This is a genomic window from Brevibacillus sp. 7WMA2 (assembly GCF_010748895.1).
Classification (GTDB): Bacteria; Bacillota; Bacilli; order Brevibacillales; family Brevibacillaceae; genus Brevibacillus_B; species Brevibacillus_B halotolerans.
Genome location: NZ_CP048799.1, coordinates 3530785 through 3557278, shown reverse-complemented (window position 1 = coordinate 3557278; position 26494 = coordinate 3530785). Strand labels below are relative to the sequence as shown.

The following is a 26494-nucleotide window of genomic DNA, read 5'->3' as shown; positions in this document are numbered from 1 at the left end:
CCTGCAGATACACTGCAAATATCATCTAATTCTGAAAATATTAAATATTCTACCGAAATTGGCATCCTCCTTGCATGATGTAAATAATGAAGCTTCAAGAGGTTTTGTTCATGTAAATATGCAGGGGGGATTATTATGACATTAGCCGTTCGTAAATTGCGTGATTGGCGGGACGTGGAATTATGGAAAGACGTAACCGAGGAACAATGGAACGATTGGATGTGGCAGTTAACCCACACGATTAAAAACGTAGATGACTTAAAAAAGGTAATTAATCTTACTCCTGAGGAAGAAGAGGGAGTACGAATTTCCAACCAGACCATTCCGTTAAATATCACACCTTACTATGCTTTGCTAATGGATGAGAACGATCCAAAGGACCCAGTTCGTTTACAATCTGTCCCTTTATCTCACGAAATGGTTCGCACGCAGTACGATATGGAAGACCCGTTGCATGAGGATGAGGATTCGCCTGTTCCTGGTCTGACTCATCGCTACCCCGATCGCGTTTTATTTTTAGTAACAAACCAATGCTCTATGTATTGTCGTTACTGTACGCGCCGTCGTTTTTCTGGACAAATCGGCATGGGGGTACCTAAAAAACAATTAGATGCCTGTTTAGATTATATCCGTAACACCCCAGAGGTACGCGATGTGCTTTTGTCCGGTGGAGATGCTCTACTAATTAATGACCGAGTATTGGAATACGTAATAAAAAGTCTGCGGGAGATTCCTCATGTGGAGATCATTCGGATTGGAACGAGAGCACCTGTCGTTTTCCCACAACGCATCACGGAGAATTTGTGCGAGATCCTGAAGAAATATCATCCTGTTTGGCTCAATACACATTTTAATCATCCCAAAGAAATTACCGAGGAAGCAAAAAGAGCTTGTGAAATGCTTTCATATGCCGGTGTCCCGCTTGGTAATCAGTCGGTTATTCTTGCTGGAGTTAATGACGATCCGTATACGATGAAGCAATTAATGCAAGATCTGGTTAAAATCCGTGTACGTCCATATTATATCTATCAATGTGACCTGTCAGAAGGCATCGGTCATTTCCGAGCGCCAATATCTAAGGGTTTAGAAATCATGGAATACTTACGCGGGCATACCTCAGGCTATGCAGTACCTACTTTTGTGGTAGATGCCCCGCATGGTGGCGGCAAGATTCCGGTAATGCCAAACTATATCATTTCTCAATCGGCTGACAAAGTCATTCTACGTAATTTTGAAGGCGTCATTACTGCCTACCCTGAACCGCAAAATTACAAGGCACCCGATCTATCAAACAACGAATATTATCAGGCCGAGAGAGGAAAAGCAGTAGGTATTGCAGCCTTAATGGAAGATTTAGCAGACAATTTGGAGCCAGCAGAGCTACAGCGCAATAAACGGATTGAGGCCACCAAGGTCAAGTCACTTGCAGATGTGCGTAAGGAACAAAGTGAGGTGAAAAAGCAAAAAGAGCGTGCTAGAATGAGTGAAAAAGAGGCATAGGAATGTCTGAGCAGGGTCTTTCGCCTTTCGGTGATTAAGTAGGACTTCAGGAATGGAAGTGTTACTTATGACAGTGAGCGAGAAGGCCCCTTTTTTGTGCTTGTAGCTAACTGATTACTCGATCTTTACGGTAGACAAATGAGTATGATATGATCAAAAAGAAAAAATGAGCGACCGCTCAGATAAGCAGTGCGATTGTTTTTATAAAATTTTTTGGGTAGAAATGTAAATTTTGAATGAATAGTCATTCATTTTTTCTGATACTTCTGATAAGATAAAACAAAAGAAAAAATTTACCATCAAATATAACTAAAATAAGTAAAAGAAAGGGAGCTGGAAGATATGGAAATCCTACCACTATTAAATTTAATTGCCTTCTTCCTTGTGCTGGCTTATGGGCTATATCTTGTAGCGCATTTGTTGTACAGCAGGTATCTGTTTATCAAATTGGGAAAAAAGCCGGATACCAAGGATGACTTTAAGACCCGCCTGAACTTGATCCTTCAGAACGTTTTTTTGCAAAAGAAGCTCTTAAAAGACAAAAAGAGCGGTATTATGCACATTGTTCTCTTTTATGGCTTTATTATTTTGCAATTTGGTGCCATTGAACTTATTTTAAAGGGACTTATTATTGGGTATGAATTACCGTTTGGTAGCGCCCACAAGTACTTTAGCCTGATGCAGGAAATCACTGCTATGCTGATCCTTTTAGCTATCGGTTATGCTTATTATCGGCGGTATATTGAGAAACTAAAGCGTTTAAAGCGAGGCTTGAAATCAGGTTTAGTTATTATCTTTATCAGTTCGCTAATGGTGACCGTTCTTGGTTCACTAGCTTTCGAACAGCTATGGCTAGGCCATGAGGGCTCCATCTTTGCTCCCTTCTCGTCAGCTATTGCCTTTGTATTTTCAGGGATCGGTGAAACCGCGGCAGCCGCTTTATTCTTCTTTTTCTGGTGGGCGCATTTGCTCGTTTTGCTGAGCTTTGCTGTCTATGTACCACAATCCAAACATGCTCACTTGATCTTTGCTCCCTTTAACGTTTGGTATAAAAAGCTAGAACCGCCTGGTAAGCTGTCTACCATTAACTTTGAAGATGAGACTCAGGAAGTTTTCGGAAATGGGAAGATTGAGGACTTTACCCAAACACAACTCATTGACTTATATGCCTGTGTCGAGTGTGGACGTTGTACCAATATGTGTCCGGCCTCTGGAACTGGCAAAATGCTCTCTCCTATGGATATTATCGTGAAAATGCGCGACCATTTGACTGAGAAAGGGGCAAGTGTTACTTCACGCACACCTTGGATGCCTACTTTTGCATTTCCTAACACAAAGGCTAACCAAATCGCTCTGCAGGCTGGTGAAGTAGCAGCGACTGCTGAAGGGGCCGCTGCTGTAGAAAATGTATATGATAAGGCATTGATAGGCGATGTGATTACCGAGCAGGAGCTGTGGGCGTGTACAACCTGTCGTAACTGTGAAGACCAGTGTCCCGTGATGAACGAGCATGTTGACAAAATCATTGACATGCGCCGCTATCTCGTGATGACAGAAGGGAGCATGCCGCAAGAAGCTCAGCGTGCATTAAATAATATCGAACGCCAGGGTAACCCGTGGGGAATTAACCGTAAAGACCGTATGAAATGGATGGAGGGTCTGGATGAAGCCTATACAGTACCTACTGTCAAAACGGCAGAGGAGTTTGAATATCTGTTTTGGGTAGGGGCTATGGGTTCCTTTGATAACCGCAGTATGAAGATTACGCATGCCTTTATTAAGCTGATGCACGAAGCAGGCATTAAGTTCGCCATTCTTGGCAATGAAGAAAAAAATTCAGGCGACACAGCTCGCCGTATCGGTAACGAATTTCTGTTTCAACAATTAGCGCAGGAAAACATTGCTTTATTTGAAGGCTACGATGTTAAGAAGATTGTGACCTGTGATCCGCATGCGTTTAATACCTTTAAGAATGAATATCCTGAGTTTGGTTTGCAAGCAGAGGTATATCATCATTCTGAGCTATTAGTTCAATGGATCGAGGAGGGGCGTCTTACACCGAAGAAAGAAGTGAAGGAACGTATTACGTATCATGATTCATGCTATTTGGGTCGATATAACAATATCTATGATATGCCTCGCCAGATTTTGCAACAAATTCCGGGTGTGGAGATTGTAGAGATGAAACGAAGCCAATGTGACAGCATGTGCTGTGGCGCTGGTGGCGGATTGATGTGGATGGAAGAACATGAAGGTACCCGTGTTAATGTCGCACGCACAGAGCAGGCCTTAGAGGTTCATCCAACAGAAATTGCAAGTGCTTGTCCATACTGTCTAACGATGATGGATGATGGATTAAAAATGAAAGAGGCGGAAGAACAAGTGAAAGCGAGAGATATCGCTGAAATCTTAGCCGATGCTTTGTAAGAAGTAACAGGATGAGCGGTGGTCAAAGGACCGCCGCTTATTGTCATAATAAATTGACTAATGCGAATAGAATGTGCAAAATAAAGATAATAAAGTGAGCGACCGCTCGATGAATACTTATGTTAACTGATTAGATACATAAGAAAAGGGAGGAATTGCTTTGAACACAGTTATAGTTGGAACGGCTCGAACACCTTTTGGAAAGTTCAATGGCGCATTAAAGGAAGTGCCTGCTGTAGAACTGGGAGCATTGGCAATTAGAGAAGCGCTGAGTAGAGCTAAGGTTGATCCCTTATCAGTTGATAAGGTCATCATGGGGATGGTCGTGCAAGCGGGTGCTGGACAAATCCCCTCAAGGCAAGCTGCCAGAAAAGCTGGTCTCCCATGGGAAGTAACAAGCGAGACGATCAATAAGGTATGTGCGTCCGGGATGCGTTCCGTTGCCATGGCGGATCAAATCATTCGTTGTCAGGATGCAGAGATTATAGTAGCTGGCGGAATGGAGAGCATGAGTAATGCTCCTTATGCAATGCCGCAAGCTAGAAATGGCTTTCGAATGGGCGATAATCTTGTGAGGGATTTAGTGTTATACGATGGGCTAACATGTGCATTTGATCAAGTTCCTATGGCTGTGCATGGGAGTAATGTGGCCGAAGAATACGGCATTACACGAGCAGAACAGGATGCATGGGCCTATCGCAGCCAGCAACGTGCGGCTAAAGCGAGGGAAGCAGGATATTTTGCTGAGGAAATTGTTCCGGTTCCAGTTCCCCAACGAAAAGGAGACCCACTGCTCGTCATGGAGGATGAAGCGATCCGAGCGGAAACAACCTTAGAAGGCTTGGCTAAATTAGCACCGGTATACAAAAAGGATGGGACGATTACAGCCGGTAATGCACCCGGACTTAATGATGGTGCGGGAGCGCTTGTGCTTATGTCAGAGCATAAAGCTAAGGAACTAGGGGCTAAGCCTTTAGCTACGATTCTAGGGCATGCGGAGGTTGCGGCAGAGGCTCCTTATATTGCTACTACACCTGGGCTTGCTATTCAAAAATTACTGCAAAAGACAGGAAAAAGCCTTGAGGAAATAGATTTATTTGAAGTAAACGAGGCATTCGCTGCGGTCACGCTTACAAGTGGAAAAATCGTTGGCTGGGATGAAGAGAAGGTGAACGTAAATGGCGGTGCGATTGCACTTGGTCATCCTATCGGCGCGAGCGGTGCAAGGATTATCATGACGCTTATTCATGAATTACAACGACGCGGCGGTGGATTAGGCATAGCGGCGATTTGCAGTGGAGCGGCTCAGGGAGATGCTATCTTAATACGTGTTGAGCCAGCCAGATAAGTAACTACTTCAATTTGATAGGGGATTTTAGGTTTTTAAACGAAGCTGCATCATTTTTCAAAAGAAAAGGAGCATGGGACATGAGCATTCAAACGATTATGGTTATAGGCGCAGGGCAGATGGGGAGCGGAATTGCTCAGGTGGCGGCACATGCCGGATTTCAAGTGATTTTACATGACCAATCTATGTCTTTTCTAGAACGTGGTTTAGGCAATATCGGGAAAAATTTAAATAGGCAAGTGGAAAAGGGCAAGCTGACTGAAGAAACAAAGGGAAAAATTCTCTCCCAGATATCCACTTCCACAGAGCTTACAAACGCTAGGGATGCGGATGTGGTTATAGAAGCTGTAGTAGAAAATATGCAGGTAAAAACCGAAATTTTTAAAAAATTAGATGAGATTTGTCAACCGCATGCCATCCTAGCCAGCAATACCTCCTCTTTGCCTATTACAGAGATTGCAGCGGCTACAAATCGTCCTGAGCAGGTTATCGGCATGCATTTTATGAATCCTGTACCTGTGATGAAGCTAGTGGAAATGATTCGTGGCTTACAAACATCTGACGAGGTCTATCAAACAATCGAAGAACTGGCAAAACGACTGGATAAAATACCAGTTAGCTGCAAAGACTTCCCTGGTTTTATCTCAAATCGTGTATTAATGCCAATGATTAATGAAGCGATTTACTGTGTGTATGAAGGGGTAGCTACCCCGGAAGCAGTGGATGACATTATGAAGCTGGGCATGAATCATCCGATGGGACCTATTACCTTAGCTGATTTTATTGGATTGGATACATGTCTCTACATTATGGAAGTACTCTATGAAGGATTCGGGGATTCCAAATATCGCCCTTGTCCGTTATTACGCCAATATGTAAAGGCTGGCTGGTTAGGCCGCAAGTCAGGAAGAGGATTCTATGTGTACACCTAACCTGATCGTGCATGGAGCGCCATATATGTAGGGGCAACGAGAAATTTACAAAAGGAAGGATTTTGTGTATGGAGCTTCATTTTACAGAAGAACAGCTCATGATGCGAAAGATGGTAAGTGATTTTGCCAAAAAAGAAATTGCTCCATTTGTTGCTCATATGGAAGAAACGGAAGAATTTCCGCGTCCATTACTAACAAAAATGGCACAGCTAGGCTTAATGGGGATTCCAATACCCGAAGAGTGGGGCGGCTCTGATTCTGATTTTATTTCGTATGTAATTGCGATTCATGAGATTTCGAAAATAAGTGCGACTATAGGGGTAATTCTCTCGGTTCACACTTCTGTAGGCACGACACCTATTTTGTACTACGGAAATGAGGAGCAAAAGAAAAAATATGTTCCGAAGCTGGCAAGTGGAGAATATCTGGGCGCATTTGCTCTGACAGAGCCTCAAGCAGGTTCTGATGCCGGACGTATTCGAACCTCTGCTATACGACAAGGGGATCATTACGTATTAAATGGCAGCAAAATTTTTATAACCAATGGTGGCGAAGCAGATACGTACATAACATTTGCCGTGACAGATGCTACTCAAGGAACACACGGAATTTCTGCTTTTATTGTAGAAAAAAATACCCCAGGCTTTACGGTGGGAAAAAAGGAAAAGAAGATGGGACTCCATGGCTCCAATACAACGGAGCTCATTTTTGAGAATGCAATTGTTCCGATAGAAAATCTACTAGGCGAGGAAGGAAGAGGCTTCGCCATAGCTTTGTCTAATCTGGACGTGGGGCGAATCGGTATAGCGGCCCAAGCTTTGGGTATTGCTGAAGCGGCTTTAGAGTATTCCATTCAATATGCGAAGGAACGTGAGCAATTTGGCTCTCCGATTGGGAATCAGCAAGCGGTGGCTTTTAAGCTGGCAGATATGGCTACGCAGGTGGAGGCGGCTCGATTGCTTGTATATCGTGCAGCCTTTTTGCGCCAGGAAGGTCAACCATGCGGGCTGGAAGCATCCATTGCCAAAAAGTTTGCCTCGGATGTTGCTATGAAAGCAGCGATAGAGGCTGTACAGATTTATGGAGGATATGGCTACACAAGGGAATATCCAGTAGAGCGTTTGTTCAGAGATGCAAAAATCACGCAAATTTATGAAGGAACATCAGAAATTCAACAACTAGTCATTTCTAAGCATTTGCTTACTAAATAGAACAACAACAAACAGGGAGTGTGGAACAGATGGACTTTCGTCTAAATGAAGAACAGGAAATGCTACGTAAAATGATTCGAGAATTCGCTGAGGAGCACATAGCGCCAACTGCGGCCGAACGCGATGAAGAAGAGCGATTTGACCGCTCTATCTTCGAACAAATGGCAGAGTTAGGGCTTACGGGAATTCCGTGGGATGAGAAATATGGCGGGGCTGGAGCTGACTACCTAAGCTATGTCCTTGCTGTTGAAGAGCTATCAAGAGTAGATGCATCTATTGGTGTCACCCTCTCTGCACACGTCTCCTTAGCGAGCTGGCCGATCTATAAGTTTGGCACAGAAGAGCAAAAACAAACCTTCCTACGTCCGCTTGCAGAAGGTAAGAAAATGGGTGCATACTGTCTAACTGAAGCGGGGTCTGGCTCTGATTCGGCAGGAATGCGTACAACCGCTGTACGGGATGGGGATCATTATATCCTTAATGGAAATAAAATTTTTATCACAAATGCTGGCGAAGCTGAAACTTATATTGTTTTTGCGGTAACGAATCCTGATTTAAAACATAAGGGTGTAACAGCCTTCCTTTTAGAAAAAGATATGCCTGGCTTCTCAATGGGGAAAAAGGAGAAGAAGCTAGGAATTCGTTCCTCCCTCACATTAGAAGTGATTATGGAGGATGTACGTGTACCGGTAGCTAATCGTTTAGGCGAAGAAGGGCAAGGCTTTAAAATTGCGATGATGACACTAGACGGTGGACGAAATGGTATTGCCGCTCAGGCGCTAGGAATTGCTCAGGGTGCGTTTGAACATGCCCTAAGCTACGCGAAGGAACGCATTCAATTTGGCAAACCGATTGCTGCACTGCAGGCCATTCAGTTCAAATTGGCAGATATGGCTACCCAGATTGAGGCGGCACGATTGCTAACCTATCAAGCGGCTTGGTTAGAAGATAAAGGCCTGCCGTATGGAAAAGCGTCAGCTATGTCCAAGGTGTTTGCCGGCGACATTGCCATGCAAGTAACGACAGAAGCGGTGCAGGTGTTTGGAGGATATGGCTATACGCGCGAATATCCAGTAGAAAGATTTATGCGTGATGCAAAAATTACGCAGATTTATGAAGGAACAAATGAAATACAGCGTGTGGTTATCAGCAACCTGCTGTTAAAAGAGTAGGAGCTGACCTAATTGCATCCGATAACCAAGCGAATACTGGCAGGAGATGTTCGCGCGGCTGCCAGAGCAATTACCTGGATTGAAGATGGCTTTCCTGAAAAGGGGCAGGTGCTACAGGAAATTTTCCCCCATACTGGTAAGGCACGACTGATTGGGTTAACTGGTTCCCCAGGAGCAGGGAAGAGTTCATTAGTAGATGCATTGATTACTTATTTACGTTCACAGCAGATATCAGTCGGGGTCATTGCAGTAGACCCCACTAGTCCGTTTACCGGTGGAGCCCTGCTAGGAGATCGCATTCGGATGCAGCATCATGCTCCTGACCGAGGCGTCTTTATCAGAAGTATGGGAACCCGGGGAAATTTAGGTGGTTTATCACGCAATACCAAAGAAGCAGTACGTGTGCTGGATGCCTATGGCTGTGAAGTCATTATTGTTGAGACAGTCGGGGTTGGACAGTCTGAGCTGGACATTATGAAAATCGTTGATACAGTCGCTGTTGTACTAAATCCCGGAAGTGGGGATACTGTTCAGGCATTTAAAGCTGGCATTATGGAAATTGCCGATCTTTTTGTCATTAACAAAGCAGATTTGCCTGGTCTGGATAAATTACTCACAGAGATTGAACAGATGATAGAGATTGTAAAGCATGATGTAAGCTGGCAACCTCCTCTAATTCGTACAATTGCAACTGACCGAGTGGGGATACCTGATTTGTGGCAAGCTATCCTTGCACATAAGAGGTTTCTGATGGAATCGGGTGAAGGGGAGAAGCGCAGATCATATCACTTACATGAAGAGGTAATAGAGTTAGTGAACCAAAATCTTTCTCGTGTCATGCTACAAAGAATGGAACAGGGAGCATTTGCTGACGAGTTAGTTGAGGTAGCGAACAGAAGGGTAGACCCTTATCACGCAGCAGAAAAAATGGTACGTATTTTTTTACAACGATAACTTATGGTGGCGTTTTTGTTACAAGTCTGGCACGATTAGCCGCAAAAAGAGGATTGTAGCATAAATTGTGGATTAGTATAATGGGGAGAAACCAGAGACGTTTAGTCAAATTGGTGAAAGGTGGCTTATTTCGTGCAAGAACGTAAGAAAGTAATCCCGTCCTTGGTGAAGGACCCAAAACTAATCGAAAAACGGCGTGAACAAATCATTGAAGCGGCCGTTGACCTATTTATACACAAAGGTTTCCACAAAACGACTACGCGGGAAATTGCTCGTGCCTCTGGCTTTAGCATTGGAACGCTATATGAGTACATTGAGTCCAAAGAGGATATTTTATATTTGGTTTGCGACTCTATTCATAATGAAATGGAAGAAAGACTGCGTGAAGCGATTACCTACAATGGTTCTGGTCTCAAAAGCCTTAAGCTCGCGTTGAAAAGCCTAATTCGCGTTATGGATCAGGTGAACGATCGTGTGCTATTAATCTATCAAGAAACCAAGTCGTTGCCACATGAAGCGATGACGTATGTGTTACGTCGAGAAGAGTCTATCACAGGGATTTTTGAAGAGATTCTGCATAAGGGAATGGAAGATGGTTCCATTCGGACTGATGAGCGCTATGTGAAGCTTATGGCTAACAACATCATGGTACTAGCGGAAATGTGGGTGTTCCGACGCTGGACACTTGGCAAAAGCTATACCTTGGACGAATACATCGAGAAACAGACTGAATTGCTTCTGCGGGATATCAGCGGACACGAATAGAGCCATCCCATAGATAAGGGGAGGCTGTCAAGGTGATAACAGAGGTCTATCGTCCGACAAATAAAGTACGTTTTGTAACAGCAGCGAGTCTCTATGACGGACATGATGCTTCCATAAATATTATGCGTCGAATTTTGCAATCCTCTGGAGCGGAAGTGATTCATCTAGGTCACAACCGCTCTGTCATGGAGATTGTCGATGCTGCCATTCAGGAGGATGTTCAGGGAATCGCCATTAGCTCATATCAAGGTGGGCATGTCGAGTTTTTTAAATATATCATTGATTTGCTACAAGAGCGTGGTGCCGATCATATTCGCGTGTATGGCGGAGGTGGTGGCGTTATCGTCCCCCGTGAAATTCGCGAATTGGAGGAATATGGTGTAGCTAAGCTGTTTTCACCAGATGACGGCAGGGAACTTGGGCTTCAAGGCATGATTAACCTGATGATTCGAGAATGTGACTTTCCGACAGTAGCTTCCCTGCAAGCGGAAGTGGAGTTGTTACAGGAAAAGAATATTCAAGCGGTTGCTCGTCTGATTACACTGGCAGAGTATGATGTGACTGATAAGAAATGGTTCATGCAGGTTAGAGATACGCTAGCTGGTTTCACTAATAATGTGCCGGTCGTGGGTATTACAGGCACAGGTGGAGCAGGGAAAAGCTCGTTAACAGATGAGTTAGTTCGTCGTTTTTTATATACGTACCCTGACAAAACCATTGCTATTCTGTCGATAGATCCGTCTAAACAGAAAACAGGCGGAGCTCTTCTGGGTGACCGCATTCGGATGAACGCAAATAACACATCCCGTGTTTATATGCGTAGTTTAGCGACTAGACAATCTGGATCAGAGCTGTCTCTTGCCCTGCAAGATGCGATTCAGGTAGCTAAGGCAGCCTGCTTTGATCTAGTCATCGTGGAAACAAGCGGGATTGGACAAGGAGATGCTCGCATTAGTGAGCTTTGTGATTTGTCACTGTATGTGATGACGAGTGAGTTTGGTGCGCCTTCTCAGCTAGAAAAAATTGATATGCTTGATTTTGCTGAATTGGTGTCCATTAATAAATTTGAGCGTAAAGGCTCAGAGGATGCTTTACGAGAAGTGAGAAAGCAGTACCGTCGCAATCATCAATTATTTGACGTAGAAGATGAACAGCTACCGATTTATGGCACGATTGCAAGTCAATTTAACGATCCAGGAACCAATGCTCTTTTTGCGGCTCTGATGCGAGCGGTCGTTCAGAAAAAGCGGCTTGACTGGGACGTTGAGCATCTAGACCCAACGCCCATTTTAGCCCATAAGCCGCCGCTTATCCCGTCTGAAAAAATTACCTATCTTCAGGACATAGCTAATACGGTGCGGAATTATCACAAGTTTAGTGAAGAGCAGGCAGGTTATGCGCGTAAACTGTATCAGCTAGATGGAGCATACAAAGTTTTAGCAGAGCAGGGGGCAGACGAAGCCGTGCTTGCTCAATTAACCTCTCAAATTGCAGAATTTGAAGAGAAATTGCATCCCGAATTAAAAAAATGGTTGGAAAACTGGCCCAAACAAAAGGAATTGTATAAACAGGATCAGTTCATCACGAAGATTCGCGATAAGGAAATAGTGACAAAGCTATTTTCTACATCACTTTCGGGATCACGGATTCCCAAGATTAGCACCCCAACCTTCCATGAGTGGGGGGATTTACTATCTTGGGCGATGAAAGAGAATGTCCCAGGGGAATTTCCCTATACGGCGGGTGTTTTTCCCTTTAAAAGGGAAGGAGAAGATCCGCGCAGACAATTTGCAGGAGAAGGATCGCCAGAGCGCACGAACAAACGATTCCATTTCCTATCTAAAAATGATGATGCAAAACGGTTAAGTACAGCATTTGATAGTGTGACCTTATATGGTCAAGACCCTCACGAGCGACCTGACATTTATGGGAAGATCGGAACCAGTGGGGTGAGTGTATGTACGTTGGATGATATGAAAAAGCTGTATGCGGGCTTTGATCTTTGTGCCCCTTCCACTTCTGTTTCCATGACAATCAACGGACCTGCACCAATGATTTTGGCTATGTTTTTAAATACGGCTATCGAACAACAGGTAGAGAATTACGTAGAAAGAGAAGGGCGCCAACCTTCTAAAGAAGAATATTTGCAAATTAAAGCCTTTACCTTATCAAACGTACGGGGAACAGTGCAAGCTGATATTTTAAAAGAAGATCAGGGGCAAAACACCTGCATTTTCTCTACGGAGTTCGCACTTCGCATGATGGGAGATATCCAGGCCTATTTTATTGAAAATAAAGTGCGTAATTACTATTCGGTTTCTATCTCAGGCTACCATATAGCTGAAGCAGGAGCGAACCCGATTACACAATTAGCTTTTACCCTTGCCAATGGATTTACGTATGTAGAGTATTATTTAAGCCGTGGCATGAAAATTGACGAATTTGCTCATAATTTGTCCTTCTTCTTCTCTAATGGACTTGATCCTGAATATACGGTAATAGGACGGGTAGCACGCAGGATTTGGGCAATCACTATGAAGAATCGTTATGGTGCTAATGAGCGTAGCCAAAAGCTAAAGTATCACATCCAAACATCTGGGCGTTCTCTTCATGCCCAAGAAATGGACTTTAATGATATACGTACTACGCTACAAGCCCTGATTGCCATTTACGATAACTGCAATTCTTTGCACACCAATGCTTATGATGAAGCCATCACCACACCTACCGAAAATTCAGTGCGCAGGGCAATGGCCATCCAAATGATTATTAATAAAGAATTAGGGTTGGCCAAAAATGAAAACCCGTTGCAGGGTGCTTTTATCATTGAAGAACTGACTGACTTAGTAGAAGAAGCTGTATTGCAGGAATTTGAACGGTTAAGTATACGGGGTGGGGTCCTCGGAGCCATGGAAACACAATATCAACGCGGGAAAATTCAGGATGAGTCGATGTATTATGAGATGCGGAAACATTCTGGAGATTTGCCGATCATTGGAGTTAATACCTTCCTAAATCCAAACGCTTCTGAGGATGATTATGAAATTGAGCTTGCAAGGGCTACAGATGCAGAAAAGCAACAACAAATCGATAATGTGCGTGCCTTCCAGCAAAGACATGCTCAACAGATTCCTGAGGCATTGAAAAAGCTACAGGAGGTTGCATTAACAGGCGGAAATATATTTGCTGAATTGATGGAGTCGGTTAAAGTGGCTTCTCTTGGTCAAATTACAGCAGCATTGTATGAAGTGGGAGGACAATATCGACGCAATATGTAAGATGGATTATACCCCAGCTGGTAACATTTCCTCTGGGGTATTTCTTTTGCTTCATTCGTTTGCCATTTTAAAGACGTCTATTTGTGACAAAAGCCCAAGCAATCCCCACCTTTTTGTAAGCTCTCAGCAAGGCAGCTTGTGAGGAATCGTAGTGTGAAATATAATGACAGCAAGACATGGGTTACAGATAAGATATGGAGCCGAAAAAAGCTTTTCTTTCCATAGGGTTTGAATCACTTGCATTTTCGGATAAAATAGGGAATACTGTATGATAGTCAAGTTTTGTTTGAAAGGACGTGCCTTGCTTGAGTAAATTACTTCAGCAATATAATGAAGAGAAGTTGCAAGAGATGGCGATGGTTGATATCGCTTATGAAATCCTAAGAGAAACAAATCGCCCTTATAATTTCCGTGAACTTATGAATGAAATTGCTATCTTGCGTAAGCTGACAGAAGAGCAATTGATGGCTGTCATTGCTCAAGTGTATACAGAAGTAAATATTGATGGTCGTTATGTATGTATTGGTGAGAATACATGGGGATTAAAACGTTGGTATGCAACGGAAGCAGTTGAAGAGAGCCAAGAAGGCGGAGTTAAAAAGAAAAAATCTGCTGTTGTTGACGACTTTGAAGACTTCGATATGGAAGACGATGATGTTGCTGAAGTATTTGAAGAGGAAGATGATATCGCCCTGTTTGAAGAAGAAGAGGAAGAATTTGTTGATGAGGACGATGTTGATTCAGAGGAAGACATTGAAGACATCGATGAAGACGAAGAAGATCTAGAAGATGAGGATCTTTTTGAAGATGACGAAGAAACCGAGGAAGAAGACGAAGAAGATCCTGATCTTGATAAGTAAGGATCTATCGACTTTAACGACTTTGTCCTTGACTTTCATTTCAGCCCATTATAAAATACTTTTTGGGCTTCACATGAAGATTTGTCATATATGAAAGAATAACAAACAAAAGCGCCCCTATTCAGCAGAGATGTTGGGATAGGACCCCGCTTTTGTTTTTTCTTTTTGTAGCACCCTACTTAATAACTGTTCATCAAAAATGTTGAAATAAGGGAAAAGAGGGGACGTAGGCGATATGGCGAAGTATATATTTGTTACAGGTGGGGTCGTTTCCTCGCTAGGTAAAGGGATTACAGCTGCTTCACTAGGACGGTTGCTAAAAAACAGAGGATGCAAGGTTACTATTCAAAAATTTGATCCATATATCAATGTTGACCCAGGAACAATGAGTCCATTTCAACATGGTGAGGTTTTTGTAACGGATGATGGTGCAGAAACCGATTTGGATCTTGGTCACTATGAGCGCTTTATTGATATTAACCTAAGCGCTAATTCCAATGTAACAACCGGTAAGATTTATTCTAGTGTTATTAGTAAAGAACGTCGTGGAGATTACTTGGGTGGAACTGTACAAGTTATTCCGCATATCACAAATGAAATTAAAGAGCGAGTATTCCGTGCTGGTCGTGAAACGAATGCAGATGTTGTTATCACGGAAATTGGTGGAACAGTAGGGGACATCGAGAGCTTGCCTTTCCTTGAAGCAATTCGCCAAATCAAGAGTGATGTAGGTGTCTCTAACGTCATGTATATCCACGTAACCTTGATTCCGTACATTCGTGCAGCCGGTGAAATGAAAACAAAGCCAACGCAGCATAGCGTAAAAGAATTACGTAGCTTGGGAATTCAGCCAAATGTGATCGTCACAAGAACAGAACAGCCGCTGTCTCAAGATATGAAGGACAAGCTTGCTCTATTCTGCGATATTGATAAAAATGCTGTAATTGAGTGCCGCGATGCAGATACGTTGTATGAAGTGCCACTAATGCTGCAAGAGCAAGGCTTAGATGATTATGTATGCAAACACTTTGGACTGTCTTGCCCTCAGGCAGATATGACAGAGTGGAGTGTACTTGTTGATAAGGTGAAGAGCTTACAGCATAGAACCCGTATTGCGATTGTAGGTAAATATGTTGAGTTACATGACGCTTACCTGTCAGTAGCTGAAGCACTTTACCATGCCGGGTTTGCTAATGATACCGATATTGAAATCAAATGGGTTAATTCTGAAGAGGTTACAGATGAAAATGTAGCTGAAGTTTTAGGTGATGTTCATGGTATCTTAGTTCCAGGTGGTTTTGGGGATCGTGGAATTGAAGGGAAGATTGCTGCAACTCGCTTCGCACGTGAGAACAAGGTTCCATTCTTTGGAATTTGCTTAGGGATGCAAGTGGCAGTTATTGAATATGCTCGTCATATGCTAAACCTAGCTGGTGCGAACAGCTCAGAAATTGATCCTTCCACTAGCTATCCTGTTATTGATCTATTGCCTGAACAGAAGGATATTGAGGATAAAGGCGGCACTATGCGTCTTGGCCTTGGACCAACTAAAGCAAAAGAAGGTACAATGGCAGCACAAGCGTATGGCAGCACATTGATTTATGAGCGCCACCGCCATCGTTATGAAGTAAATAATGAATACCGTGATCAACTCGAAAAAGCAGGCTTGGTGATTTCCGGTACGACACCAGACGGTAAATTAGTAGAGATGGTTGAGTTAAAGGATCATCCATGGTTCTTAGCTGCGCAGTTCCATCCAGAATTTACTTCTCGTCCGAATCGTCCTCAGCCGTTATTCCGTGAATTCGTGAAAGCTGCTTTGCACTCTCATCAATCATAAGTAAAGAATACCAATAGCTTAAAAATAGCCAAAGGCTGTCGAGTTTCTCGACAGTCTTTTTTTGTTAGAAGCTAGAAAGCCTGCTGTAGCAAGAGAAGAGCTTCCATCATGACAAAACCGTGAGCAATGTTAAAAGTAACGAAATTGTGGGAATTTATGTAATTTAAAACCTTGCTACAAGCTACTGGAAAAATAAAGATGGAATGTGGCAGGATTTCCGATCGGCAAGGCGTATTTTAGTAATTACAAGCAAAGGAACGAGGGGGAAGTAATATGCAGGACAAGAAGGTACTAGTCGTGGATGACCAGTACGGCATCCGCATCCTACTGTATGAGGTATTGGGTAAGGAAGGATACTGCACTTTCCAGGCGGCTAACGGCAAGCAAGCACTCGAAATCGTCGAAAATGAGTCTCCAGATCTCGTTATTTTAGATATGAAGATTCCCGGAATGGACGGTATAGAAATTTTAAAACACATTAAAAAGATAAACAAAGATATTAAAGTCATTATGATGACCGCGTATGGAGAATTAGATATGATCAAGGAAGCTACACAACTGGGAGCGCTTACTCATTTTACCAAACCTTTTGATATTGATGAGTTACGCTGTGTAGTCAATCAACAATTAGTCAGTTAGTCACAAGTTCTCTGTTAATAAAGGCGTCGTTGTGGTATAATAACCCCGTATTGCAAGTAGTGAAATACAGAGAGTTAGGATTAGGAGGACATACCGAAATGCAATTAGTACCTATGACCGCCTTTATTGAGGACGCAAAGAAAAATAAGTATGCTGTTGGACAATTCAATTTGAACAACCTAGAATTTACGCAAGCAATTACCGAAGCAGCAAAAGAGGAGAAATCCCCTGTAATTTTCGGAGTTTCAGAAGGTGCTATGCGTTATATGGGTATTGAGTATACAGTAGCAATGGCTAAAGCCGCTGCTAAAACTGCTGGCGTACCAATTGCGCTACACTTGGATCATGGTAGCAACTTTGATGTTGTTATGAAATGTATCCAAGCTGGATTCTCTTCTGTTATGTTCGATGGTTCCCACCATTCCTTCGAAGATAACATCCGTTTGACTAAACAAGTTGTAGAAGCTGCCCACGCTGTAGGCGTATCTGTTGAGGGTGAGCTAGGTACAATTGGCGGAGTAGAAGACGATCTACAAGTAGCTGAAGAAGATGCTAGCTTGGCAAAACCAGAAGAAGCAATTCGTTTCTGGGAAGAGACTAAAGTTGACTACCTAGCTATTGCTGTAGGTACTGCTCATGGTATGTACAAAGGTGAACCAAAAATCCATTTCGATATTATCGAAGAGGTAGTGAAAAACATTGGTGCTCCAATCGTATTGCACGGTGGATCTGGTGTGCCAGACGAAGCGATCCGTCAAGCTATCTTGAGCGGTGCTGGTAAAATCAACGTAAACACTGAAAACCAAGTGGCTTGCACAGCTGCAATTCGTAAAGTGCTAGCTGAGAAACCTAACGAAATCGATCCTCGTAAATACATGGGTCCTGCTCGTGAGGCAATCAAGCAAACTGTTATCGAGAAAATTCGTTTGTTCGGAAGTAATAACCGCGTCTAATTCAGGAGGGTACCCATGCGTTTCTTCATAGACACAGCGAATGTTGATGAAATTCGAGAGATTCATGAGTGGGGAGTCGTATCCGGCGTAACCACCAATCCGTCTCTAGTAGCTAAAGAAGGCCGCGATTTCATCGAAACATTAAAAGAGATTCTTGATATTGTAGATGGTCCTATCAGTGCAGAGGTTATTAGCATTGATGCAAAAGGTATGATCGAAGAAGGGGAAAAGCTGGCTAGTCTATCAAAAAACATCGTCATTAAGGTGCCGATGACAGAAGAAGGACTTAAAGCTGTAAAGATTTTCTCAAAACGCAAAATTAAAACCAATGTAACATTAGTTTTTAACGCGAACCAAGCATTGATGGCTGCAAGAGCAGGAGCTACTTATGTGTCTCCGTTCCTTGGCAGACTGGATGATATTGGTTACGACGGCATGCAACTCATCGCAGACATCACAGAAATCTTTGCTGTCCATGACATAGAAACGGAAATTATTGCAGCAAGTATTCGTCACCCTCTACATGTGACGGAGGCTGCAAAGCTTGGGGCGGATATTGCCACCATTCCTCATAAAGTATTTAAACAACTCTTGCAGCATCCCTTAACAAGCAGCGGAATTGAGAAATTCCTTGCCGATTGGGAAAGTATGCAAAAGTAACTAAACCGAAGAGCACCTTTTCCAGTGGAGAAGGTGCTTCTTTACCGTAATGACCTCTTTCATCCTCGTTTTCTCTTTTTGCCCATTAAATTTTAATAATCATAAGGTGATTACAGACTGTAAAGCATGAAAGACTAGACTAACTGCAATAGAGGGTATATTCTGAATAGGTGCAAGAACATCATTTAGGGAGATTAAATGTATGGATAAATTGCTAATACAGGGTGGAGTCCCACTGTGTGGAAAAGTAGGGATTAGCGGTGCGAAGAATAGTGCTGTGGCATTAATTCCGGCTGCGATTCTCGCTGATGGACCAGTTGTCATTGAGAATTTACCGCATATTGAGGATGTGGAAGTATATGTAGAGCTCCTTCGGGAGATGGGCGCAGATGTTTTGTTTGAGGACGATTGGATAGAAATTGATGGGCGTCCTATTAGAGAAACATTCATGCCTAATGGTAAGGTGAAAAAATTACGTGCTTCCTATTACTTATGGGGCGCACTACTAGGCAAGTTTAAGGAAGCCCAAATTGGATTGCCTGGTGGCTGTGATTTAGGACCAAGACCGGTTGATTTGCATATAAAAGGCTTTGAAGCCCTTGGTGCAGTTGTTGAAAATCGAAAAGGTGTTATGATTATTCGTGCGGAGAGTTTGAAGGGCGCACGTATTTATATGGATGTAGTAAGTGTAGGCGCTACCATTAACATCATGCTGGCAGCGGTTTATGCGGAAGGAATCACAACAATTGAAAACGCTGCACATGAGCCAGAGATCGTGGATGTCGCCACGTTGTTAAACAATATGGGTGCTAAGATTTCTGGCGCGGGAACAGATGTAATTCGTATTCAAGGTGTAGACAAATTGCGCGGTTGCCGACATACTATAATACCAGACCGTATCGAAGCAGGAACATATATGATTGCTGCTGCTGCAACCGGTGGAGATGTGACGTTAGAAAATGTTATATCGAAGCATATGGAGCCCGTTACAGCCAAGCTTCGTGAAATAGGAGTGGAAATAATCGAAGGTGACGATACAATCCGGGTTATCGGACATAAAAACTATCGTGCAGTCGACATTAAAACTAGTCCATATCCTGGATTTCCTACTGACTTACAACAACCTATGACCACACTGTTAACACAATCAAAAGGAACAAGTATTGTCACTGATAATATATATAGTGCTAGGTTCCGTCATGCCGATGAATTAAGACGTATGGGAGCAACGCTAAAGATTGAAGGGCGATCCGCTGTTCTGGAGGGACCTTCTACATTACTGGGGGCAAAAGTAGTAGCTTCTGATTTGCGCGCAGGAGCCGCTTTAGTGATAGCAGGCTTACTTGCACAAGGAACGACAGAAGTTGAGGGACTTGAACATATTGATAGAGGTTATGAAAATCTGGTACAGAAACTTCAAAATCTTGGCGCCAGAGTTACGCGAGAAAAGCTGTATAAAGCCGAACAAAAATGAGGAGGACAATCGAGATGGAGCGCAGTCTCACACTTGAATTGGTTCGTGTAACGGAAGCGGCGGCCTTGGCTTCCGCAAGATGGATGGGGACAGGTAAAAAGGATGAAGCAGATGGGGCAGCAACACAAGCGATGCGATCTGAATTTGAGAATATACCTATGGATGGTGTTGTAGTAATTGGGGAAGGCGAAATGGATGAAGCGCCTATGCTCTACATTGGGGAGAGATTAGGGCAGGGTGTGGCGCCTTTCGTAGATGTTGCAGTCGATCCGCTTGAGGGGACGAACATTGTAGCTAAAGGTACATGGAATGCTATCTCTGTCATTGCGATTGCCGATAGAGGGAATTTGTTGCATGCGCCTGACATGTACATGGAAAAAATTGCAGTAGGCCCCAATGCGGTAGGGAAAGTAGACATTGATGCGCCAATACGTGATAATTTAAAAGCTGTTGCTCTAGCAAATGGAAAAGATATGAGCGATTTAGTCGCCTGTGTGCTGGATAGGGATCGGCATAGTCGCATTATTGAAGAGATTCGTGCAGCCGGAGCCCGTATAAAATTAATTCCAGATGGAGACGTAGCGGCAGCAATTAATACTGCCTTTCCTGATACAGGTGTGGATATTCTATTTGGATCAGGTGGAGCTCCTGAAGGGGTTTTAGCAGCCGTAGCTCTAAAGTGTTTAGGTGGAGAAATTCAGGGCAAATTATTGCCTCAAAATGATGAAGAACTGAAACGATGTTTGAAGATGGGTCTGACCAACCCACACCAGGTTTTGCATATGGATCAGTTGGTTAAAGGAGACGATGCCATTTTTGCAGCTACGGGTGTTACGGATGGAGAATTGCTGAAAGGCGTTCGTTTTCAGGGAACGAGAGCGACAACACATTCTGTGGTAATGAGAGCCAAAACAGGAACGATTCGTTTCATTGAAGGTAACCACCGCTTAGAAAAGAAACCTGGGTTAGTATTATAGGTAATTTTTAGGAAATAATAATAGTAGAAAGTGCAAAGAGTGGTGGAATAATACGTGCTTTTATCAGAATTAGAAGAAAAGAAATTAACCGATTTGTATAAGTTGGCAAAAGACTTTCAAATTCCTTATTACTCACAACTTAAGAAGAAAGAATTAATTTTTGCCATATTACGAGCTCAGGCTGAGCGAGATGGACTTATGTTTATGGAGGGCGTGTTGGAAATTTTACCGGAAGGGTTTGGTTTCCTTCGCCCTATCAATTATTTACCTAGCCCCGAAGATATTTATATCTCCCAGTCCCAAATTCGACGTTTTGATCTAAGGAATGGAGATTTAGTATCAGGAAAAGCGAGAGCGCCGAAGGAAACAGAGCGTTACTTCGGATTATTGCAAGTAGAAGCTGTTAACGGTCAGGACCCTGAGATGGCATCCGAAAGACTACATTTCCCCGCCTTAACACCGCTGTATCCTCAAGAAAAACTTGCGTTGGAAACGTCACCTACTAGGCTTTCTGTTCGGTTGATGGATATGATAGCACCTGTTGGCCTTGGACAGCGCGGATTGATTGTAGCGCCTCCTAAGGCTGGTAAAACTATGCTACTAAAAGAAATCGCCAATAGCATTTCTGCTAATAATCCAGATATTCATCTATTTGTTTTGCTTATTGATGAGCGTCCAGAGGAAGTAACAGATATGCAACGCTCTGTTAAAGGCGAGGTTATTGCTTCTACCTTTGACGAGGTGCCGGAGAACCACATTAAAGTTGCAGAGTTGGTTTTGGAACGAGCAAAACGCTTAGTAGAACATAAGAAGGATGTTGTCATTCTTTTAGATTCCATTACCCGTTTGGCCCGTGCTTATAATCTGGTTATTCCACCAAGTGGTCGTACGCTGTCAGGGGGTATTGATCCTGCTGCCTTCCATCGTCCGAAAAGATTCTTTGGTTCCGCTCGAAATGTTGAAGAGGGTGGTAGCTTAACTATTTTGGCTACGGCTTTGGTAGAGACGGGATCTCGTATGGACGATGTTATTTATGAAGAATTTAAAGGGACAGGCAATATGGAGCTACATTTGGATCGTAAATTGGCAGAGCGCCGGATATTCCCAGCTATCGATATTAGACGATCTGGTACACGCCGAGAGGAAATGCTTTTGTCCAAAGAAGAATTGGATAAGTTGTGGGTAATTCGTAAGAACATGAACGAAAGTCATGATTTTGTGGAAACGTTCTTGAAAAAATTAGGTGATTCTAAAACCAACGAGGAATTCTTGCAAGGTCTTGATAGCATTAACCCTGCAAAGACATCAAAGGGAAAAACATATACAACATCGACGACGGCGGGTTAATCCCCCGTCATTTTTTTTAGATTGGCGCATAGGATAGTCATATGCACATGAGGGGAGGTTACCCGGATGGATGCCAATCACCCAACACTTATGACGGAGTGGAAAAGTAGTGGAGAAGCAAAACAGGCTGTCGTGGAGCAGGCTTTGTTTGAGGTGTTTAATCCGTACTCGTCAATTGATATCAATCATAAAGTATCCAAAAGCAAGCGTGCCATCGCTTCGTACACCGTTCAAAAAGGGGACACGCTCTCACGTATATCAGAACAATTTGGAATTACGTTACAACAATTGATCCAGGACAATAAACTGAGGAATCCTAATATGGTGGGAATTGGGATGAAGCTAGTGATCAATACCAAAGAGATGACCCACACGGTAGAGGCTGGTGAGTCGTTAGAGCTCATTGCCCGCAGATATCAGGTATCCAAAGATGAAATTATAAATCACAATCGCTTGCTCAAGGCAATTCCAGATTGTCTGTATCAGGGACAACGCTTAACGATCCCAGTAGAAGCTAGTGGATCTGCATTAGCAGGAACTGTTGATATGCGAAGACAAATGGCACAGGTAGCTAGTAGAAGCGTAAATCTAAACCGTGTAATGGAGTGGCCAATTCCAGCACCGACTGTAACAAGCGATTTTGGATCACGATGGGGCAAAATGCATAAAGGTGTTGATTTATGGAATGAACGGCGAGGCAATACACCTATTATGGCAGCAAAAGAGGGATTCGTAGCAGAGGCTGGGGCAATTCGTAGCGGATACGGACGAATGGTAGTGTTGGATCATGGGAATGGACTGCAAACCTTTTATGCACATATGCGCAAGATTAATGTTGTAGCCGGGCAGTATGTGCATCAAGGTGATGTGCTTGGTTTTATGGGCAAAACAGGGGATTCTACTGACTACCATCTGCATTTTGAAGTAAGACAGGACGACATTCCGCTTAATCCCATGCGCTATTTACGGAAGTAGTCTCCACGTTTACAATGCTCTCTCAATACGCTACAATTGTCTCCAGCAGAAAAGAGAGGCGGATGTAATTCATGTATTTGGTGTATGCGGATAAAAAAGGCCAGGTGTATGACCATCAAGCTGTTCTGGCGATTGCCAGAAACGGTGACATCCTGACGGAGATCCTTGAGGAAGAATTGATTCCTCTGCCAGAGGGCTCAACATTGGTTAGTTTGCCTGATACGGTTCCAGTAGGTATGGATGAGGACACGGGTGAAATGATTAAGCTGGATGGTTATACTGCGGTAGGAGCGTTGATCCCGCAAGGTTTTACACGCTTATTACTTCCTGGTTACATCAAAACGAACAAAGAGAGTAAGTTTCCTCTATTTGGTTACACGGCGGTCGTATGGAAAGATGATGCTTTTTGGGTGGCTGCCCGAAAAAGTGATGAACCACATAATTGGAACCCAGATCATTTTCCGATGGAAGAGCTACGCGGTAAAGTGGATGCTACTCTGAAGCAATTTCCGGAAAATAGAATTTTACAGCACTTATCTCACTGTGCTCTAGAATATGAGTGTTTGACTGCGTCCAACAACTTTTTCCATCGTTGGGAAGGCAGCTTACCCGTATCTAAAACCTGTAATGCTGGTTGCTACGGCTGTATTTCGGAGCAACCTGATGACAGTGGCTTCCCTTCTCCTCAGACCCGTATGAATTTCAGGCCAACGGAGGACGAGCTAGTAGAGGTAATGCTGCATCACCTGCAAACCTCAGACAGCATCATTAGTTTTGGACAAGGGTGCGAAGGGGAGCCCTCTACTATGGCGTCGATTATTATTCCGGCAATGCGACGCGTTCGTGAGCGTACGAACATGGGCTACATCAATATTAATACAAATGCTGGATTAACCGATCATATTAGAGGAATTGTTGATGCAGGTCTTGATCTTATGCGAATTAGTACCATCAGTGCAATTGAGGAGCATTACAACGCTTATTACCGACCGCGTGGCTACTCGCTTGAAAATGTAGCACGCTCTGCTGAGTACGCAGCAAGCCAAGGTGTATACACATCCATTAACTATCTGTGCTTCCCAGGTGTATTTGATAGGGAAGAAGAGATGGAAGCAATGATCGAATTTATCAAGCGAACAGGTATTAAGTTAATTCAATTGCGTAATCTAAATATTGATCCAGAAAGCTATTTAGCTATGATTCCAAAAGCCCAAGGGGAAATATTTGGTATGAAGCAGGCGATTGAAATCTATCAACAGGAATTACCTGATGTGGTGATTGGATCATTTACGCATGTCCCGCCTGAGAACCAGCGCAGGCAGAAAAAATAGGAATTAGACTTTTCCTTCCAATCAAGTTAGGATGGTTGCAATAGAAACATAGACGTGATACTATTCACTTATGTGTTTATATAACTCTGATTCGGCAAACGATTCAGGGCGGAAAGAGGTGCATAGAGATGAAACCAGGTATTCATCCAAACTACAAAATGGTTAAAGTAACTTGCGCATGTGGCAATGAGTTCGAATCCGGCTCTGTAAAAGATGTCCTTCGCGTAGAAGTTTGCTCCGCTTGCCATCCGTTTTACACTGGTAAACAAAAGTTTATCGATGCTGGCGGCCGTGTAGATCGTTTCAAACGCAAATACAATCTTTCCTAATTATAGGAAAAAGGCAAAGACCAGGTGGAAAGTATTCTACCTGGTCTTGTTGTTGTTATCGAGCTTTTATTCACGAGAGGAGCTTGTGTGACTTTCGAGGTTGATTTTAATATATTGGGTGACTCTCCATTGGCGTTCCTCCCATAAAGTGATATGATGTTACAGTTGCTTGGAACGGAAGTAAAGAAAAGAATGGCGAAAGAGGGAGAATGCGGAGTGGCTCAATTGTATTTTCGATATGGTGCAATGAACGCATCCAAATCTATTCAATTGCTTACAGTAGCACATAACTATGAACAATCCGGCAAGAAGGTAATGGTATTCACACCGGAAATTGATGACCGTTATGGTATAGGGATGGTAGCGTCCAGAGTCGGGATTTCACGAGAGGCATTTCCGATTCAGAATACCACTGATCTGTATCGGGTTGTGAAGGACGAGCAAGAGAAGCCTCACTGTATGCTAGTAGATGAGGGGCAGTTTTTAGCGGAAGAACACGTTAGACAGCTTGCGAGAATTGTGGATGAATTAAATATCCCTGTAATCGTGTATGGACTGCTAAAAGACTTTAAAAATCAATTATTTGCTGGTAGTCAGGCTTTGCTCTGTGAAGCCGATAAGATTGAGGAAATTAAAACGGTCTGTGTTTTCTGTAATAAAAAGGCGACACATATTTTGAAATTCCAGCAAGGTAAACCAGTATACACAGGGGAAACCATTCAAATAGGTGGAGAGGAAACCTATAGTAGCGTCTGCCGTAGACACTACTATCAGCCGCCTGGAATTCCTAAAACCTTGTCTGTTGACTCCGATAATGGTAAGTAACAATAAATGATAGGAGAGCTATCTCTTTTTTTGCATGGGTGTGAGAGTGCTTGCACACACTAGGCAAAGCGGGAGGTGGCTTTTTTGATGCAAAACAACAATAATGGGACGAGCCTATTCTTAAGTAAAATCTTACTTACTGTCACTTTAGGGATGATAATAGGCGGGTGTGCTTCAAGTACTCAGCCTAAGGTACAGCAGCAGGAACAAAAGCAAGCGATTCATCAAGCGATGCGACAGCAGCAGAAACTGCAGCGCGTTCCCAAGGAGCAAAAGCCTTATAAGGCTATGGGCGAACAAAAGGCAACTCCTCAGTTGCTTAAGGAAATGGAACAAGAAGCGAAGAAGGTTCAAGGTGTAGAAAATGCGCGTGTCTCGATCCGTGAAAAAGACGTGTATGTCACGCTTGATCTTAAGCCGAATGTAACAGCAGCAGAAGCTCGAAAGATTGAGCATCATGTCATAGATGCCCTTCATAAAAAGAGCAAACGCTACGATTTTCATGTAACTTCCTACGATGGGCATCATTCATAGGAAAGGGGAAAAACTCGGTATGTAAGCCGAGTTTTTCTTTCTGTGATGCATATAAATGGATAGGTAAATCCTTTGACTTTCAAAGCGAAATCTACTATACTTTTGATGTTATGCATTGATTTATAGCTTATATACAAAAAGCTTACAGGAAATTGGGAAAAAT

General features: G+C 43.2%; 22 protein-coding genes. All 22 read left to right on the top strand.

Annotation, left to right across the window (positions count from 1 at the left end; genetic code table 11):
* Nucleotides 1-135: 135 nt before the first annotated feature.
* Complete coding sequence (gene ablA, locus GOP56_RS14945; RefSeq protein ID WP_163245948.1) at nt 136-1500, top strand: lysine 2,3-aminomutase; 1365 nt, start codon at nt 136-138, stop codon at nt 1498-1500.
* A gap of 342 nt (nt 1501-1842) precedes the next feature.
* On the top strand, nt 1843-3927 hold the full coding sequence (locus tag GOP56_RS14940) for a (Fe-S)-binding protein (protein WP_081476715.1): 2085 nt from the start codon (nt 1843-1845) through the stop codon (nt 3925-3927).
* Nucleotides 3928-4087: 160 nt separating this feature from the next.
* A complete protein-coding gene (locus GOP56_RS14935; protein WP_096886457.1) occupies nt 4088-5275 on the top strand; it encodes an acetyl-CoA C-acetyltransferase in 1188 nt (395 codons plus the stop codon).
* Between the two features lie 80 nt (nt 5276-5355).
* Entirely contained in the window at nt 5356-6207 is an 852-nt protein-coding gene (locus GOP56_RS14930; RefSeq protein WP_003334206.1) for a 3-hydroxybutyryl-CoA dehydrogenase, read from the top strand.
* Between the two features lie 68 nt (nt 6208-6275).
* A complete protein-coding gene (locus tag GOP56_RS14925; protein WP_163245947.1) occupies nt 6276-7418 on the top strand; it encodes an acyl-CoA dehydrogenase in 1143 nt (380 codons plus the stop codon).
* 29 nt (nt 7419-7447) lie between these two features.
* Complete coding sequence (locus GOP56_RS14920; protein ID WP_003334208.1) at nt 7448-8590, top strand: acyl-CoA dehydrogenase; 1143 nt, start codon at nt 7448-7450, stop codon at nt 8588-8590.
* 12 nt (nt 8591-8602) lie between these two features.
* On the top strand, nt 8603-9544 hold the full coding sequence (gene meaB, locus GOP56_RS14915) for a methylmalonyl Co-A mutase-associated GTPase MeaB (protein WP_163245946.1): 942 nt from the start codon (nt 8603-8605) through the stop codon (nt 9542-9544).
* A gap of 132 nt (nt 9545-9676) precedes the next feature.
* The gene (locus GOP56_RS14910; protein ID WP_003334210.1) at nt 9677-10309 is read left to right on the top strand and encodes a TetR/AcrR family transcriptional regulator; all 633 of its coding nucleotides are present in this window, start codon (nt 9677-9679) and stop codon (nt 10307-10309) included.
* Between the two features lie 32 nt (nt 10310-10341).
* Nucleotides 10342-13587: a fused isobutyryl-CoA mutase/GTPase IcmF gene (icmF, locus tag GOP56_RS14905; RefSeq protein WP_163245945.1), complete on the top strand. Its 3246-nt coding sequence runs from the start codon at nt 10342-10344 to the stop codon at nt 13585-13587.
* Nucleotides 13588-13892: 305 nt separating this feature from the next.
* Nucleotides 13893-14447 (top strand): DNA-directed RNA polymerase subunit delta, encoded by a 555-nt coding sequence (gene rpoE, locus GOP56_RS14900; RefSeq protein ID WP_003334213.1) that lies wholly within the window; start codon nt 13893-13895, stop codon nt 14445-14447.
* Nucleotides 14448-14682: 235 nt separating this feature from the next.
* Nucleotides 14683-16287 carry a CTP synthase gene (locus GOP56_RS14895; RefSeq protein WP_022586140.1) on the top strand — a complete coding sequence of 535 codons (1605 nt, stop codon included), beginning with the start codon at nt 14683-14685 and terminating at the stop codon, nt 16285-16287.
* A 273-nt stretch (nt 16288-16560) separates the two neighbouring features.
* Nucleotides 16561-16926 (top strand): response regulator, encoded by a 366-nt coding sequence (locus tag GOP56_RS14890; protein ID WP_003334216.1) that lies wholly within the window; start codon nt 16561-16563, stop codon nt 16924-16926.
* A gap of 98 nt (nt 16927-17024) precedes the next feature.
* Nucleotides 17025-17879, top strand: a complete 855-nt coding sequence (gene fba / locus GOP56_RS14885) for a class II fructose-1,6-bisphosphate aldolase (RefSeq protein ID WP_003334217.1) — start codon at nt 17025-17027, stop codon at nt 17877-17879.
* A 15-nt stretch (nt 17880-17894) separates the two neighbouring features.
* Complete coding sequence (fsa, locus tag GOP56_RS14880) at nt 17895-18539, top strand: fructose-6-phosphate aldolase (RefSeq protein WP_003334218.1); 645 nt, start codon at nt 17895-17897, stop codon at nt 18537-18539.
* A gap of 202 nt (nt 18540-18741) precedes the next feature.
* On the top strand, nt 18742-20013 hold the full coding sequence (locus GOP56_RS14875; RefSeq protein ID WP_163245944.1) for a UDP-N-acetylglucosamine 1-carboxyvinyltransferase: 1272 nt from the start codon (nt 18742-18744) through the stop codon (nt 20011-20013).
* A 14-nt stretch (nt 20014-20027) separates the two neighbouring features.
* Nucleotides 20028-20990, top strand: coding sequence for a class II fructose-bisphosphatase (gene glpX / locus GOP56_RS14870; protein WP_163245943.1), 963 nt, complete (start codon nt 20028-20030; stop codon nt 20988-20990).
* 54 nt (nt 20991-21044) lie between these two features.
* Nucleotides 21045-22337 carry a transcription termination factor Rho gene (rho, locus tag GOP56_RS14865; protein ID WP_163245942.1) on the top strand — a complete coding sequence of 431 codons (1293 nt, stop codon included), beginning with the start codon at nt 21045-21047 and terminating at the stop codon, nt 22335-22337.
* Between the two features lie 66 nt (nt 22338-22403).
* Nucleotides 22404-23312, top strand: a complete 909-nt coding sequence (locus tag GOP56_RS14860; RefSeq protein ID WP_003334222.1) for a M23 family metallopeptidase — start codon at nt 22404-22406, stop codon at nt 23310-23312.
* 71 nt (nt 23313-23383) lie between these two features.
* A complete protein-coding gene (locus tag GOP56_RS14855; protein ID WP_163245941.1) occupies nt 23384-24643 on the top strand; it encodes a radical SAM family protein in 1260 nt (419 codons plus the stop codon).
* A gap of 128 nt (nt 24644-24771) precedes the next feature.
* On the top strand, nt 24772-24972 hold the full coding sequence (gene rpmE / locus GOP56_RS14850; protein WP_003334225.1) for a 50S ribosomal protein L31: 201 nt from the start codon (nt 24772-24774) through the stop codon (nt 24970-24972).
* Between the two features lie 216 nt (nt 24973-25188).
* A complete protein-coding gene (locus GOP56_RS14845) occupies nt 25189-25797 on the top strand; it encodes a thymidine kinase (protein WP_163246862.1) in 609 nt (202 codons plus the stop codon).
* 87 nt (nt 25798-25884) lie between these two features.
* On the top strand, nt 25885-26331 hold the full coding sequence (locus GOP56_RS14840; protein ID WP_003342288.1) for an ATP-binding cassette domain-containing protein: 447 nt from the start codon (nt 25885-25887) through the stop codon (nt 26329-26331).
* Nucleotides 26332-26494: the final 163 nt, after the last annotated feature.

What these genes read in the sequence shown, in the direction of transcription:
- ablA (WP_163245948.1), top strand. Translation starts at nt 136, where the DNA reads ATGACATTAGCCGTTCGTAAATTGCGTGATTGGCGGGACGTGGAATTA.
- GOP56_RS14940 (WP_081476715.1), top strand. Translation starts at nt 1,843, where the DNA reads ATGGAAATCCTACCACTATTAAATTTAATTGCCTTCTTCCTTGTGCTG.
- GOP56_RS14930 (WP_003334206.1), top strand. Translation starts at nt 5,356, where the DNA reads ATGAGCATTCAAACGATTATGGTTATAGGCGCAGGGCAGATGGGGAGC.
- GOP56_RS14925 (WP_163245947.1), top strand. Translation starts at nt 6,276, where the DNA reads ATGGAGCTTCATTTTACAGAAGAACAGCTCATGATGCGAAAGATGGTA.
- GOP56_RS14920 (WP_003334208.1), top strand. Translation starts at nt 7,448, where the DNA reads ATGGACTTTCGTCTAAATGAAGAACAGGAAATGCTACGTAAAATGATT.
- GOP56_RS14895 (WP_022586140.1), top strand. Translation starts at nt 14,683, where the DNA reads ATGGCGAAGTATATATTTGTTACAGGTGGGGTCGTTTCCTCGCTAGGT.
- GOP56_RS14890 (WP_003334216.1), top strand. Translation starts at nt 16,561, where the DNA reads ATGCAGGACAAGAAGGTACTAGTCGTGGATGACCAGTACGGCATCCGC.
- fba (WP_003334217.1), top strand. Translation starts at nt 17,025, where the DNA reads ATGCAATTAGTACCTATGACCGCCTTTATTGAGGACGCAAAGAAAAAT.
- fsa (WP_003334218.1), top strand. Translation starts at nt 17,895, where the DNA reads ATGCGTTTCTTCATAGACACAGCGAATGTTGATGAAATTCGAGAGATT.
- GOP56_RS14875 (WP_163245944.1), top strand. Translation starts at nt 18,742, where the DNA reads ATGGATAAATTGCTAATACAGGGTGGAGTCCCACTGTGTGGAAAAGTA.
- glpX (WP_163245943.1), top strand. Translation starts at nt 20,028, where the DNA reads ATGGAGCGCAGTCTCACACTTGAATTGGTTCGTGTAACGGAAGCGGCG.
- GOP56_RS14860 (WP_003334222.1), top strand. Translation starts at nt 22,404, where the DNA reads ATGGATGCCAATCACCCAACACTTATGACGGAGTGGAAAAGTAGTGGA.
- GOP56_RS14855 (WP_163245941.1), top strand. Translation starts at nt 23,384, where the DNA reads ATGTATTTGGTGTATGCGGATAAAAAAGGCCAGGTGTATGACCATCAA.
- rpmE (WP_003334225.1), top strand. Translation starts at nt 24,772, where the DNA reads ATGAAACCAGGTATTCATCCAAACTACAAAATGGTTAAAGTAACTTGC.
- GOP56_RS14840 (WP_003342288.1), top strand. Translation starts at nt 25,885, where the DNA reads ATGCAAAACAACAATAATGGGACGAGCCTATTCTTAAGTAAAATCTTA.